At 58.0% G+C, this 14229-nt stretch carries 14 protein-coding genes and 1 tRNA gene; 9 read left to right on the forward strand and 6 right to left on the reverse strand.

Translation table 11 applies throughout. From position 1 onward, the window contains the following. The first annotated feature begins 39 nt into the window (after nt 1-39). Nucleotides 40-1530 carry a pyruvate kinase gene (gene pyk, locus AUR_RS19675; protein ID WP_031216728.1) on the forward strand — a complete coding sequence of 497 codons (1491 nt, stop codon included), beginning with the start codon at nt 40-42 and terminating at the stop codon, nt 1528-1530. A 168-nt stretch (nt 1531-1698) separates the two neighbouring features. Here the strand turns inward: pyk and AUR_RS19680 are convergent, their stop codons facing one another. Further along, on the reverse strand, nt 1699-2304 hold the full coding sequence (locus tag AUR_RS19680; RefSeq protein WP_021473049.1) for an ANTAR domain-containing response regulator: 606 nt from the start codon (nt 2302-2304) through the stop codon (nt 1699-1701). Nucleotides 2305-2492: 188 nt separating this feature from the next. Between AUR_RS19680 and AUR_RS19685 the strand changes: the two genes are divergently transcribed. Continuing rightward, nucleotides 2493-2574: transfer RNA gene (locus tag AUR_RS19685), tRNA-Leu, on the forward strand. A gap of 87 nt (nt 2575-2661) precedes the next feature. Next, nucleotides 2662-3792: a tyrosine-type recombinase/integrase gene (locus AUR_RS19690; protein ID WP_062096241.1), complete on the forward strand. Its 1131-nt coding sequence runs from the start codon at nt 2662-2664 to the stop codon at nt 3790-3792. A 15-nt stretch (nt 3793-3807) separates the two neighbouring features. Here AUR_RS19690 and AUR_RS19695 read toward each other — a convergent pair whose 3' ends face one another. The 3 genes from AUR_RS19695 to AUR_RS19705 all read right to left on the reverse strand — a co-directional run bounded on the left by AUR_RS19695 (nt 3808) and on the right by AUR_RS19705 (nt 8036). After that, a complete protein-coding gene (locus AUR_RS19695; RefSeq protein ID WP_062096243.1) occupies nt 3808-4074 on the reverse strand; it encodes a hypothetical protein in 267 nt (88 codons plus the stop codon). An 833-nt stretch (nt 4075-4907) separates the two neighbouring features. After that, a complete protein-coding gene (locus tag AUR_RS19700) occupies nt 4908-7121 on the reverse strand; it encodes an nSTAND3 domain-containing NTPase (protein ID WP_062096245.1) in 2214 nt (737 codons plus the stop codon). A 300-nt stretch (nt 7122-7421) separates the two neighbouring features. Then, nucleotides 7422-8036, reverse strand: a complete 615-nt coding sequence (locus tag AUR_RS19705; protein ID WP_206616294.1) for a hypothetical protein — start codon at nt 8034-8036, stop codon at nt 7422-7424. A 746-nt stretch (nt 8037-8782) separates the two neighbouring features. Here AUR_RS19705 and AUR_RS19710 point away from each other — a divergent pair. The 4 genes from AUR_RS19710 (at nt 8783) to AUR_RS19725 (ending at nt 11973) form a co-directional block, all read left to right on the forward strand. Then, the gene (locus tag AUR_RS19710; RefSeq protein ID WP_062096249.1) at nt 8783-9274 is read left to right on the forward strand and encodes a hypothetical protein; all 492 of its coding nucleotides are present in this window, start codon (nt 8783-8785) and stop codon (nt 9272-9274) included. 83 nt (nt 9275-9357) lie between these two features. Then, nucleotides 9358-10287 carry a hypothetical protein gene (locus AUR_RS19715; RefSeq protein WP_128397297.1) on the forward strand — a complete coding sequence of 310 codons (930 nt, stop codon included), beginning with the start codon at nt 9358-9360 and terminating at the stop codon, nt 10285-10287. Beyond that, on the forward strand, nt 10284-10718 hold the full coding sequence (locus AUR_RS19720; RefSeq protein WP_062096253.1) for a hypothetical protein: 435 nt from the start codon (nt 10284-10286) through the stop codon (nt 10716-10718). The genes AUR_RS19715 and AUR_RS19720 overlap by 4 nt, the downstream gene beginning before the upstream one ends. A 4-nt stretch (nt 10719-10722) precedes the next feature. After that, nucleotides 10723-11973 (forward strand): alpha/beta hydrolase family protein, encoded by a 1251-nt coding sequence (locus tag AUR_RS19725; RefSeq protein WP_062096254.1) that lies wholly within the window; start codon nt 10723-10725, stop codon nt 11971-11973. Here AUR_RS19725 and AUR_RS20880 read toward each other — a convergent pair. Then, a complete protein-coding gene (locus AUR_RS20880) occupies nt 11906-12187 on the reverse strand; it encodes a helix-turn-helix domain-containing protein (RefSeq protein WP_082694566.1) in 282 nt (93 codons plus the stop codon). The genes AUR_RS19725 and AUR_RS20880 overlap by 68 nt on opposite strands. Nucleotides 12188-12368: 181 nt before the next feature. On the opposite strand from AUR_RS20880, the gene AUR_RS19735 reads away from it, so the two are divergent. Further along, complete coding sequence (locus AUR_RS19735) at nt 12369-12872, forward strand: hypothetical protein (RefSeq protein ID WP_062096255.1); 504 nt, start codon at nt 12369-12371, stop codon at nt 12870-12872. On the opposite strand, the gene AUR_RS19740 is transcribed toward AUR_RS19735, so the two are convergent. Continuing rightward, on the reverse strand, nt 12826-13149 hold the full coding sequence (locus AUR_RS19740; RefSeq protein WP_128397298.1) for an ArsR/SmtB family transcription factor: 324 nt from the start codon (nt 13147-13149) through the stop codon (nt 12826-12828). The genes AUR_RS19735 and AUR_RS19740 overlap by 47 nt on opposite strands. A 180-nt stretch (nt 13150-13329) precedes the next feature. Here AUR_RS19740 and AUR_RS19745 point away from each other — a divergent pair, with 180 nt between their 5' ends. Next, the gene (locus AUR_RS19745; RefSeq protein WP_062096258.1) at nt 13330-14223 is read left to right on the forward strand and encodes an RNA polymerase sigma factor; all 894 of its coding nucleotides are present in this window, start codon (nt 13330-13332) and stop codon (nt 14221-14223) included. Nucleotides 14224-14229: the final 6 nt, after the last annotated feature.

Below are 14229 nucleotides of genomic sequence, written 5' to 3' on the forward strand. Positions count from 1 at the left end.
CTTTTACTCAATCAGCAGCACACTACTTAGGGTAGGTATATGAGACGCGCGAAAATTGTGGCAACATTCGGCCCGGCTATTTCCAGCTTCGACAACACCCTCGCGGTGCTGGAAGCCGGCGTTGATGTTGCGCGTATGAACATGAGCCACGGCGACTACTCCGTGCACGACAACACCTATGAGAACGTCCGCAAGGCTTCCTCGCAGCTGCGCAAGCCGGTGGCGATCATGGCTGACCTCCAGGGCCCCAAGATCCGCTTGGGCCGCTTCGTGGACGGTCCGCATGAGTTGGCTGTTGGTGACACCTTCACCATCACCACCGAGGACGTTCCGGGAACCAAGGACATCTGCTCCACCACGCTGAAGAGCCTCACCGAGGACGTCAACGTGGGCGACGCCCTGCTGATCGACGACGGCAAGGTCGCGCTCCGCGCGATCGAGGTTGACGACGTCAAGGTTGTTGCCACCGTGACCGTGGGCGGCAAAGTGTCCAACAACAAGGGCATCAACCTCCCCGGCGTTGCCGTGAACGTTCCCGCCTTGAGCGAGAAGGATGAGGACGACCTCCGCTGGGCGCTCAAGCGCGGCGTCGACCTGGTTGCCCTCTCCTTCGTGCGTGACGCTGCCGACATCAAGCGCGTCCACGAGATCATGGACGAAGAAGGCCGCCGCGTGCCGGTCATCGCCAAGATCGAAAAGCCGCAGGCCGTGGACCAGCTCCACGAGATCATCGATGCGTTCGACGCGATCATGGTTGCCCGTGGCGACCTTGGCGTTGAGCTTCCGCTCGAAGAGGTGCCGATCGTCCAGAAGCGCGCCATCGAACTGGCCCGCCGTTGGGCCAAGCCGGTCATCGTGGCCACACAGGTCCTCGAGTCCATGATCGATAACCCGCGTCCGACGCGTGCCGAGGCTTCCGACTGCGCCAACGCAGTGCTCGACGGCGCCGACGCAGTGATGCTCTCCGGCGAGACGTCAGTGGGTCAGTACCCGATCGAAACCGTCAAGACCATGGCCCGGATCATCGAATCCACCGAAGAACACGGCCTGGAACGCGTCCCCCCTCTGGGCACCAAGCCCCGCACCCGCGGCGGCGCCATCACCCGTGCAGCCGTCGAAATCGCCGACCAGCTGGACGCCAAGTACATCTGTACGTTCACGCAGTCCGGTGACTCCGCGCGTCGCCTTTCCCGCCTGCGCCCGGTGAAGCCCGTCTTCGCCTTCACGCCCGTGGAGCACGTATGGAACCAGTTGGCCCTCACCTGGGGTATCCGCCCCGTGCTGGTCTCCATGGTTGGCCACACCGACGAGATGACCGCCCAGGTGGACAAGAGCCTGCTGGACATGAAGCTCGTGGACGAAGGGGACCTGGTGGTCATCGCTGCCGGTTCGCCTCCCGGACAGGCCGGCTCCACCAACTCGCTCAAGGTCCACAAGGTGGGCGACCTCGCAGACACCTCCAAGGTCTCCGGTTCGCGCAAGGAACCTGTTGGACCGTGGCCTGAAGACGAGACCAAGAACAAGGCCTAGTCTTCGTAGTGGCTTGGCAGGACCCCGCCTTTTTGGAGGCGGGGTCCTGTTTTTTGTTTAAGTACGACGCCGGGTGGTGACGTTGCCGCTTTGGCGGCGGCCGCCGTCGTGCGTGTTTTTGGGCACGCAAAAGGCGGCCACCCGAATGGGAGGCCGCCTTTCCTGGCGTTAGTTGACCTGGTTGATGATGGTCTCGGCAACCTCGCGCATGCTGAGGCGGCGGTCCATTGAGGTCTTCTGGATCCAGCGGAAAGCCTCGGGCTCGGTAAGGCCCATCTTGGTGGTCAGGAGACTCTTGGCGCGCTCCACAAGCTTGCGGGTGGCGAACTGTTCCTGCAGGTCCGAGACCTCGTTCTCGAGCGCCTTGATTTCCTCATGGCGGGAAAGGGCGATCTCGATCGCAGGGACCAGGTCCGCCGGGGTGAAGGGCTTCACGACGTACGCCATGGCGCCGGCATCGCGGGCGCGCTCCACCAGTTCCTTCTGGCTGAAAGCCGTCAGGAGGACCACGGGTGCGATGCGGGCTTTGACGATCTTTTCAGCCGCGGAGATGCCATCCATCACCGGCATCTTGACGTCCATGAGGACGAGATCCGGCTTCAGTTCCTCGGCCAGTTGCACGGCCTTCTCACCGTTGTCCGCCTCGCCGACGACGTCGTAACCCTCGCCCTTCAAAATCTCGATAATGTCCAGTCGGATGAGGGTCTCATCCTCGGCAACGACGACGCGTCGGGCCGGCTGGGCTGCGGGTGCGGACTCCGTCTGTTCTGTCACGGGATCTCCTTGCAAAGGTTCGGCGGGTTCATGTCCATCTTAGTGCGGGCGCATCCAGGGCAGGTTTTGTTGCACGCGGCGCGTCCGGTTCTTTGAAACAGCCTATCTGCATGTAGAGTAGTTTCGCGTGCTGGGAACGGATCACGTTGCTCACAGAAATGGAGCCGCTTTCGACCCGGTATCTCCGCGCCCGAGTGGCGGAATTGGCAGACGCGCCGCACTCAAAATGCGGTATCGAAAGGTGTGTGGGTTCGAGTCCCACCTCGGGCACGATGTTGTCGCAGGTCAGGGGCCTATTGGGCCCCTGACTGTGTACAAAACCCCTAAATGTGTGTACAGCGGCGTAGCGTTTTATCTATGGCCAGCATCTCTACACGACCCAAAAAGGACGGTTCCCAGTCCTTTATGGTCCGCTGGCGGGACCCCAAAACAGGCAAGGCCCAAGGGCTCACTTTCGTCTCTCATTCTGAAGCCGAAACGCTCAAGCGATTGCTCGATGCCAACGGCCAGAACTTCGAAGTAGCCCAACACGCGATCCTCGAAAACTCCAAGCGAGTGCCGACCGTTGCCGAGGTGATCCAGGAACACATCGACCTTCTCGTTCGCCCCTCCAGCGGCACCGTGAAGACGTATCAGACCATGCTGGATCTGCATGTGAAGAAGGTCATCGGCGGGTTGCCCGTCGACAAACTCGACTACCGAGCGATTGCGTTCTGGGTGAAGTCCATGATGGCCAAAGGCCGTTCGCCAAAGACGATCAAGAACGTGCATGGCCTGATCTCGGCTTCCATGAACACTGCAGAAATGCTCGGCTACATCACACGAAATCCTTGCCGCGGTGTGCAGCTGCCGAGCGTGGAGAAGGCCGAGGACGAGATGATGTTCCTCACCCATGCGGAATTCGGCCTGATCATGGAGAGCATGGGGGAGCGGTACCGAGACTTTACGAACTTCCTGGTGATGACCGGTACGCGGTTTGGTGAAGCCACGGCGTTGACCGTGGCGGACATTGATCTGCTAGGAAAACCGGCGACCGCCCGCATCAACAAGGCTTGGAAGCGGGATGGGCAGAACCAGTTCTACATCGGGCCGACCAAAACGGGGGCAGGGAAGCGGACCATCGGGCTGAACCCTGCCCTGGTGGACCTGTTGGTTCCGTTGGTTGCTGGCCGGCCGAGTAGCGACCTGCTGTTTGCGACGCCCAAGGGGGAACGGATCATTCACAAGCTCTACTGGCACCATTACTGGGTGCCGGCGGTGAAGGCTGCCCAGCTTCGTGGGCTGCGGAAGGATCCTCGGATTCACGATCTGCGGCATACGCATGCGTCGTGGTTGATTCAGGACGGGGTGCCGATCTTCACGATCTCCCGGAGGCTGGGGCACGCTTCGATGAAAACAACTGAGCAGGTCTATGGACACCTCATGCCGGAGGCGCTGCAGGTTGGTGCAGATGCGACGGAGCGGCAGGTCGCGGCGTTTATGCGATGATGCTGTTCTGGTCTCTCAGGACACGAGACGGCTGCGTGCCCGTGTGCCGATGAGCCTCGTGTTGGCCTGAGTGGGGCCTTGCGCTGCCGATGATGGTTGTGACGTTGGCAGGATCTCGCTGAGCCTGGCTATCTCCGCGATGTGCTCCGACGTAAACACGATCTTGCCTTTGCCCCAGCAAGCGTGCGGGAAGCGTCCGGAAGCAGCGCCGGCACGAAGCCAGCCCTCGCTGCAGCGCATGAGGGTCGCAGCTTCTGCGGGGTCGAAAAATTCCAAATTCATCTCAAACCTCGTCGTTGGTTCACCTTGGCTGTTCATTCTCTTGACGGCCTAAGGAAACATGACGAAACGGAAGGTAGCGAGTGTCGTCTCACCAACGGAGGCATAGATGCGACCTGAGCGAACGGTTGCACGTGTCCATCACTCACACATTGCGAGGGAAAACAGATGGGAGGGGCAGTGGGCCGTGAACGCCTTCCAGGGGCTGGACTGGCCCATAAGCGCGACCTGCAAGACTAAAGGAGCTAAGGCCAGGCCCGGAATACTCCTCAAACACCCAGAAATTGCCGGGACAATAGCTGTAGTGATTCCCTAACTCTTGTCTTGTAGAGTCGAGCTCCGCCGATCCTCGGCCTTCCGCCTCGACGCTAGCCTTCTCGTCAGTCATAGAGATAGGCGGCGCTTCGCCACTAGACACCGCCTGCATTGACAAGCGGGGCTCAGGATCGCCAACTTTCCGTGACGGCGTCTTCCACGGCATCGACGAGCCGCCCTTAGTCGAAGTTAACTCGAGCGGCAGCCGGCGGACTCTCGGACTTAGTGCTTCGACATGGAGCTTTGTCGAGCCAAGACATTTCATTTGTGAATCTCCAGCAATTTGGAGCACTCTGGAAAGTCGCTCACAGCCACGCTAAGGGCGTTTGGGAGTCTAATCCACGCGAACACCACAAGTCCGCCTAGCTCCCGCCTGTGGAGGACAGGGCATTGATATGCCGTCCACGTGCCGGCCCGAACAGCTGTTGAGGCAGCAAGCATTCTTGCTGCCCGTGCAGCGGTAAGTTCGCAGTCAGGTCTGCTAGCAGTTCTCCTCGGACGCTGATCAGGTGGGCCATTCGTTAGAAGTGATCAAAGTATCTCTCGATTACCTCATCACTTTCGTCCAAACGTTCTGTAAATCTCTCTTGTCGATGTTCTTGCGCCTCAGTCGAGGCAATCTCATCTCGTTCCCTATCTAGTTGCATGGCTTCTTCAAGGTATTCATCAAGATCTGAAGTACCGAAATCTCCGCTGAGTGACACGAGCTCTTCGAGGTAGGGTGGTGTTGGATGCCACCTTGCCAGTTCGGCGTGCACATGCTTCCGAAATTTGTCCGCAAAGGCCTGATCGTATGGGTATGACCCATCCTGATGTAGTAGCCGTCCAAGGAGTAGCCAATCGTCTGTTTCCGAAGGATTCGTCTTGATCCATGTTTCCAGCTGGCTCTCAGCACGCTCGGGAAAGAATGTGCGGATAGAATGACTTCCGAAAATTAGTTCGTAAGCCGCAGATTTATCGCCCTTGCCGCGCACCCATCGTTCTACCAATCTTTTGGCAACGGACTTGATCCAAGAATTCTTTGGCCGCCATTTGGCGGGAAGTTTAGTTATGAACGCAAGTCGCACTTCACGGCTTTGAGTGCTTGAATCATAGTAGTCTTTTCGAGGTTGCAGAGGTGTGGATGTAAAGCACCTCTTTATCGCCTTTACGAAATCCTTGCTGACTGATTCGTGTAAAACCCTGTCTCGTGTGCGGCTTGAAGACGCCCGGTCGAGGACAGTAATCGACGCCGCCGTTCTTGACCAGAGATTTTCAACCTGTTCGAAGTGGGTGGCCGAATGCAATAGGTTGGCTTGCAGCTCAGGCTCGCGACGAAGCTCGTTGAGTACAAAGTCAACGATGGAGGGATTGTCGTAAGACACCACGATGCCACGATGATCCTTGTCGAAACGGAGGAAAGTGCCTTCCATCGTGTCCATGGCACGGCGAAACTCTGTTGGTGAGTACGGAACTGCGAGCAAGTGGCACAGGCGTCGATGCGCTTTCTGCAGCGCTGTTAGTTCAACCGAGGCCCCGAAGGAGGCGAGTACATACAGGAGGGCCCGTTCCATCTCCGTCAGATGTACTTCAAAACTCTGGGTCCATAAGCTCGATGGATCATCCAAGGCGGCGATGAACTGATCAATCCACGAAACCCCTGGTTCGATTGCGGCATTGATCTTGGCGCCATACTCGATCAATCGAGGACTGTAATTTGGGTGGTCTACAATTCGTCGCCATCCTCCATTCGACAGCGCGAGTAGCGATGAACGGTCAATACCAGAATTCCAGGGATGGTTATATAGTATTCTTGCTTTATCATTTCTACCGTAGTCGCTAAGCTGAAGAATATACTTTCCGCGTTTGTTGACCGACCTCACTTTTGCGTAAGCTCGCTCAGCATCGCGGAGAATATACTCTCGAGTTGTCAGGACTATACGCTTCGACTTTAACTCTCGAACGCGATCAATGAAGTCAGCCAAACGTGCATCCTCATTTTTTCCCATGCGCTCTGAGAATGATAGCTGTCCCAGAAAATCGTCGTAAAAGAATATTTGCGCACGGCTAGATTCTAAAGCAGACCACGCTTCATCTATGTCGGCCGAGATTTCCACAATTTCAAATCCCCGGGTCATGTGATCTGCCAGGAGCATGTGGGATAGGACGGTTTTGCCGATACCTGGTTGGCCCGCTATCAGGCACACTTTCTCGCGCTCAAGGATATCACTTGCCTCCTCAAATGATTTAGCCCCTACGTATTGGCCGATTGTTCGATCGATGCGCCGGCGAAGCGCCTCGGAACGGTTCAGTAGATCGGCGTGAGTTGCCCAAAAGAGTTCAGTTCCGGTGGAGAGCCAGAGTTTTACATGCTTGCGCTCAACCAGACTATGTCGATCAAGCAGCTGATCGAGGTCGGAACCGGATAAAATGTCTTGCGCAGACTGGATCCAATCAGATAGGTCGCTGTATATAAGGTCTTTCTGATTCAGCGTTAGCATTTGGGACGTGGCAAATAGGTATCGAGCCGGCTTCAGCGCTGCCAATTTGGGGCGTTCCTTCTTTGCGGACGCCCTCAGCTGAGCAAACGTGGAATCCATGTAGTGCTTACACTGAGCTATGCCGAGGCTGCCGCTTACTTCTTTCCAGCGCAGGTCCACACCCCCATCGGCCCCGCGGCCGAATCTTTCAATCGGTCTTTCCAACTCGGCAGCCAGAAGATCGGCAGCAATCTCTTCGAAGTCGATATCGGTCATTGACCGCCAATTGCGCATAGATCAAGTTTGGCAGAGGACTAGCTGGGTGTTTTTCAGCAACTCACCACAGTTGTGTGGTCACCCTCAGGACGATGCCAGTGTTGAGATCGATATAGCAAGAGCGGGATCTAGTTGACTCTTAGACGTAGCTGCATTATGGGTCGACCATCAGAAGGCGTCCGTCGTAGGGGTCTCCGGGTGACATCCTTCGAGCTGGGTCGCGGGGACCACGTTGAAGGTCCGGAGATGATCATCTCCGTGCTTGCTGTGCAAGCATGCCGCTCGATAAAGTGCGGAGATCTATTCGAGGGACTTGACCCGCTCGACGGCGACCGGCAAAGTGGCTAGGGCGCTATGTAATGCCAACCGTGCACTGCCAAATTCACTCGCAGAAGTCATTTTTGGCGGCAAGCGTATGGGTTTGTTGTCAAGAGGCCATATCGGCCGAGCTGGTGTGGACTCGACAGCTGCTTGAGAGCTGAGGCCGATGGCCCTCCGCTGTAAAGCGTTCCAGTTGATGTTCGGCCGGAAGAACTGTTGGATGAAGTAAACGCCTTGAACGGCGAAGGACGAGCTGGACATGTTGCTTGTTCCAAGAACAGTTTGAGGATCCGCCACCGAACCTGCTGGAATGAACAGTCTGGGTTGATGCCAGAGGGAGATGGCGGCGAAGCGTGAATCAGTAATTCCTAAGTAGAGCCGCGCCGACACAGGCGGCTTCTGCGTCCGTTTAAAGGAGGTGTAATCCTCGTCGATAAAAGCTCGGTCCCTTGAGTCTTGGTATAAGTCGTACATCAGAAAACACTTGTGGGCCCATGCTGCTAGACATGCTTTGTCCTCACGGCCGAGAACAGAGTTTTGGCGGCTGGCAAGCTGCTTTACTATCGGCCGCACTTTCCCCTCAAGGTCCGACATCCAACCATTATTGCAGGCGGCGCAGACCGCTTTGACGGTTACCTCGTGTAAGTTGGGTGCCTTCTTTCCCCGTTGTTCCAGCACCTCGACAAACTTGCCCTGGGCATTCTTCCTGACCACTAGCTCCGGAGCGCTGGACTGATAGGAACCTGCTCGGCTTATAAAGGAATCCGGACCGGAGAACTGCCGGAGCCACTACGGGAACACATGCTCCCGAGTTAATGGCACCCCGCCACAGAAGACACAAGCTCTCATGAAAAGAGACTAAACTAAAGCCGGTCTACTTCATGCGTTGCCGCCCCTCATCTCACTCGTGTTGTCCGCACCCTTAGAGCGGAAGGTACGGCGCGCCCGGGGCATACTCGCTTCAAGCCGTACGGTGCTCGCTGTGCATCCAGGGAGTGCGTAGGTGGAAAACTTCAACGACCACGAATGCGGGCACCACGCGCGACCCGGCCTACGTTCTGGGATAACCCCGGTTCGCATCGATTTCGTTGGTCTCGGCTGTTCCATGTCGCGTATTGCTCCGGGGTTGCTTAGCTTCGCCTCGAGAGCAATGTACGAGAATCATTCCTGCTTGCCTCTCGTTACTGAAAGAAGTAGAGCCAATTCTTGGCAGCTCAGGCTTCCTCTGGACATGTCCAGAGCCGGGGAGTTCAATGGACATGAGGGTTCGGAGTGGCTCAGTGGGCGCCGTTAGCGTCGGGCACCACCGAACCGACGGAAAACGCATCACTGGGGATGCCATGAGCAACGAGTCATATCTCTCAGGAAAATCGCCGGCGGAACGCGCTGCGAATGCCTTTGATGCGCTAAGCCTTCCTACGCACTTGAATCTGGAACGCCTGGTCGGTGTGGTCGAAGGAGTCCGGCATCGAACTATAGAGATCGAGACCGCGGGATTCTTGAACGGAGGATCGGTGTGCGGGCTCTGGCTTTCGACGGATGAGGTCGAAATCATCCTGCATGCAGCCAGCCCGTCTGGCTTGCACCGACAGCAGTTCGTGCTTCACGAGCTGGGGCATATGGTACTGCGGCACGACGAGCTCGTCGTGCCCTTGGACTACGTCGGCGTTCTATTCCCAAACCTCCCCGCTAGTTTGGTCCGTCGCGTCTTGGCCCGTACCAGCTTCAGTGATGAGTTGGAGGCGGCCGCAGAATCGCTCGCCGACCTCTTCGCCGCAGCGATAAGAAATAGTGCACGGGAACCACGGTCCTTCGAGAGAGTGTTCGGATGATTCAGGTTGCGGCGACGGTGTTAATTTGGCTGCTTGTAGCCTGTCTGCTGCCAGGAACTCGTCGACGGCGGGACCATAGCGTGTTGACTGCGGCCATCACGATTGCTGTGGCACTCACGCTGAATATCGACCAGGTCTATTCGAGTCTTGACGCAGCGTTCGGCGGCCGCAACTACGCAGACCTTCTGGCAAATATTTCCATGGTCGTTGGCATCTACTTTCTCTCCAGGGCAATTATCCGGGCAGCGACTCCGGACGATGTGGGAGAGAGGCGAGACACGCCAGGCGTTATTCTCCTTGGCATCGTGATTCTGGGGCTCTCGCTCAGCTTCAGCTTCATCTCTACGCATGGAAGCTCGACGCGTTTCATGCTGGACTATGGCGATCAGTTCCCAGCTGCGTCGTACTCGGCGATCCAGTTCGTCTATATCGGTTACGTGGTCAGTGTCACCGGAGCTACGTGCTTCCGGTTCCACAACGACATGTCGAGGCCCTACTACCGCCTGTCCTTCACGCTTATTGGAATTGGCTGTGCTCTCGCCGTGCTGCTTGTAGCGCTTGTGCTGGCCATGGACCTACTTCACTTGCAAGGGCAGCTGGCTGCCATGCGCGCAGTATCGCCTGCATACGATGCGACGGTGATTGCTGCCATGGCGTTCCTTTGCCTGGGCCTGGCAATCCCGCCTGTTGCACGGCGGATAATCCGCCTCAAAGAGTCCGAGACCCAGGATGAGTTGGTTCGCGGGCTCAGCGGAGTCTGGGAAAAGACAGCTGGGATTAGGCAAGACGTGCGCCTGCAGCTCGGCGTCGAAACACTAAGGCAGCAGGACCCAGCACGCAAACTGCACAGGATGCTCGTGGAGGTGCAGGACGCCCTTCTCGTTGAGCCAGGATTAGCCAGCTCCTTGGATATCCGCGAGCTTAGAGTATTGAGTGCTGTCGAGAATTATCTGGCTGGACCGATTGACCATGGAACAAAGATGCGGAAGGCAAGAGGGGAGCGGGCGCTATGACGGATGATGGCGCCAACGTCTCCGAGACGCCGCAGTCCAAGTTGGCCCGGAAGCTCAACTTGCTCCTCGATCTCTATGAAGCAGATAGCGCAGAGACTCTGACCTACCCAAAGATCAATAGGCACATGAGTCAGCGGGGAACCCCGCTATCGCGATCTCGTTGGGCTTACATGCGCAGTGGAGAAAGTTCACTGGCTACCGATGCGGCACTGCTAAGAAATCTGGCTGAGTTCTTCGGGGTGGACCGCGACTACCTCCTCGACGATGCAGGGGAGATTCCGCGGCTAGTGGACGCGCAGTTGGAGCTTCTTCGGGCCTTGCGGGAGTCGCGAGTGCGCAATTTCGCCGCCCGACAGCTGCAAGGGATTTCTCCCGAAACGTTGGAGAAGCTCCGCCAGGTGATCGACGACCGAAGGAAGCAGAAGGGGTAGAACGGTGTCGGTGACAAATAGGCAGCTAGCCGTCGATGCTGGACTGACGATGGGATGGGTCACGCTCCTGGCGGGTCTGTGTGGATCTGCGTACTTTGCACGCAGAGTAGTCGTACCCAAATACGGCCGTCGCGAGGACCTTTCCATTCGGTCGGTGTACCCCGGCAGCGATGGGCAACTTTTCATTGAACTGCCGGCAACCAACCACACCAAGGCTGCTGGACGACACAGCTTATGGTTTGCGCAGGGGGCCGGCCATGCGTGCTTGGGTCCAGTGGTTGAAACCAGCGAGGACAGAGGCTCACTCACCCGCGTGGTGGAGCGCGTGGACTCCGGAAACCTCGCACAAGCGGCGGCAGGGATCTGGAGTGGTTACGTCTACTCCGAACCCGAACAACTAGGCCTGCCGTACCGAGACGTTGAGATTACCGTCGACGACGGCGTGGCTCCGGCCTGGAGGTTCGACTCACCTCCTTCTGACAGGGCTGGGACGTGGGCGATCCATATCCACGGAATGGGGGGCAGGAGAGCTGGTTGTCTTCGAGGCATACCAGTCGCCAGACGTCTGGGACTGACCTCGCTGGTTGTCTCGTTCCGAAATGACGGCGACGCACCGCCGTCGTGCGATAAGCGGTACCGACTCGGCGAAACCGAGTGGCGCGACGTCGAAGCGGCTATCAATTATGCCGTTGCCGAAGGCGCTGAGCGCATCGTGATCTTCGGGTGGTCATTGGGCGCGGCCTTAGCCCTACGAGCGGCAGCCCTTTCAGCGCACGCTCCTCGAATAGTGGGGATGGTTCTCGACGCCCCTGTCTTCGATTGGCGGACAACCCTGCGCGCCAACGCCAAGGCCGCCGGGCTGCCTCGCCCGATCGTGCAGTTGGGGTTCGCCATCCTTCAGTCCAAAGCTCTTCGTTGGGTGACCGGTCTTGCTGAACCGATATGCCTAGATACCTTGGACTGGCTGGCGCGGGCGTCGGAGCTGAAGAAGCCGATCCTGATCCTCCATGGCAGGAAGGATGACACCACCCCGTTCGAAGCATCCGAAAGGGCTGCGACGGTGCGGCCCGACCTCGTCAGCTTGGTGGAGTTTGAGTCCGTCGGCCACTCCCTCGAGTGGAATTTCGACCCTGATAAGTGGGAGCACTCCGTTGAGAACTGGTTCCACGGCCTCGCGTTGGCTGGCACTAGTCCTGAACAAGCGGTGGCGTCGCAGGAGGCATTTGCACGGAGTATTGGTCGGCCAACTCGATGAGCAGGCTCTCAATAAGCGCGGGCCGAGCAGCGAAGCGCTCACCGTCCAAGTCATGAACGAGGCCGGCTATTTCGAGGAGCTTGAGATGACGTCGAATGGTGGCCTTCGAAGTCTGGAGCTCTGAAGCCAAGACGGTACGGGTGGCCGGCCCGCTCCTTATCAAGAAGCGGAGTATCTGGGTGCGTGTTCGGTTCATCAGGATGGATGTCGACATGCAAACCGCGGCTCGGAGTGAAAAGGTTGATTGCTGTAGACGGGTCTACAGCACTAGGATACGCCTGCAGTCATCCGTACAACAGATTCAAACTGCAATTGATTGTGTCGGTACGGCGCGCGCGGAATACTGATGGCGAAGGAGCCATGTTCCTGGGAGGTAGTCGATCGGAAGGTGGAGCATGCCGGCGAAAGACGCTAGCCGCAACGGCGAGCTACCACAGGCAATGCTCGCGCGGCGATTGAATCTCCTGTTGGACGTCGTTGTTGCTGAGAGGGGGTCGCCGGTCACCTTCAGGGAAGTTGAGGCCGGCCTACAATCCCGGGGCGTCAAGATCTCCCGGGCCAGGTGGTTTTATATGAAGGATGGAACTGGACGTCTGGTCAGCGATCCTCAGCTGCTCACCGCTATCTGCGAGATGTTCGACGTCGATCCTTCCTATCTGCTGAACGGCGTGGAAGGCGACATTCCCGAACGCATCGATTCACAGTTGGAGTTTGTGAAGTCGTTGAGGGCGGCCCGAGTGAAGTCATTTGCCGTCAGGGCGCTGGGGGATGTCTCCCCGGAGACGTTGCGCGCTATCTCCGAGTATCTGAACAAAGACATCGATCTCCACCCACATGGAGAAAGGGCGGCAGCTATTCCTCCAGGACATAGCGAAGGTGAGCGTCCAGCAGCTCCTTGATGCGAGCGGGATTCGCTGAGTACCGCGGAGAACGGCCGTGGCGGCGCCCGGCTGGAACGTCGACGACGATCGCCCCTACTTGCTCCAGGGCGACGAGATGCTTTGCGACACTTGGCTCGCCTGCGCTGACGGAATCCACGATGTCGCCGCGCGTCGCAGGGCCGAAAGTCGTGAGGAACCTCAGTATCTCGTTCCGTGCCCTGTTTCCAAAGGTGGCCACGGCTGCCTCGACGTCGGGTGACCAGGCGTCGTCGTGAGGCTGCGTAATCCGTGGCATGGCTCAATTCTTGCCGAACAACATGAAAAAAGTAAGAACCGCACTCTTGACGATACTTAAAGTATCTTTGACAATAAATTTTAGATGCTTTGATTTGCGGTTGAGTAGGCTTGGCCGCGACAACGTTGCTGCAGTGCGGCGAACGTTAGTGAACAGTAGCTATTCGAAGCGGTGAGGGCGATGAGCCTAAACGACAACATTGAGCAGGCTGAACAACTGCAGTCACGTCCCGGAAAGGTGGACATCTCGCTTACTGGTCCGCCGGAGCCGATGTTGTCCGTGTCTGTTGACCAAATGATGGGAGCGGTTGAAGGGGTGCGGCGCTACGTCGTTTCTCACTTGGCTCATATCGGACGGTCGTGCGATGTTGACGACGTCCTGCAGGACATCCGTGTGGCTGTCTGGAATGGGGTAGCCCGAGGGAGCTACCGCGCATTGCCTGGGGTCCCCTTTGAAGCGTGGGTCCAGGGGGTGACGTCAAACATCTGCGCCGCCCACACCCGCCGCGAGCTGAACCACAAGACGCTGCCTCTGTTGCTCGACCCCACGGGCGACGAGGTTTCGGGTTTATGGGGACGCCTCTCAGCGATCCTCATAGCGCAGGACAATCCCGAAAACCAAGAGATCATCGACCATGAGTGGGCGGTTATGGTCCTGCAGCTGACTCGAGAAGCTGTGCCGGCACCGACGTGGCGGACGGCCATTGAAAGCCTCACCGCACCTCGCCAATATGCGCTCCCCACGCCGCACGACCGTCGTCGCTGGAACGCGGTGACTGCCGTCCGCCAGACGGCGAAGACAGTCAGCTTGGCGCTCGATGTCGCCCCGGGCAGCATTGGCGATATCGGCCAACTCTGTCAGCGTGCTGTTGAGTGCCTTCCAAGTATCCTCCTGCGGGAGGTCGCCAACGCGATAGTTCTTCCAGACATTCACGGATCGGAACGGCAAGCAGCGATTGCTCGACTGGCCGGGAAGCTGGGCGTCACCGATCGCTATGTTGCTGTGCAGATCGGCACCGCACGTCGCCTCTACCAAACCGCTTGGCGCGTAGTCCGCAGGGCGGCCTCCTTCTAGTCGGCG

The organism is Paenarthrobacter ureafaciens (assembly GCF_004028095.1).
In the GTDB taxonomy this organism is placed as follows: Bacteria; Actinomycetota; Actinomycetes; order Actinomycetales; family Micrococcaceae; genus Arthrobacter; species Arthrobacter ureafaciens.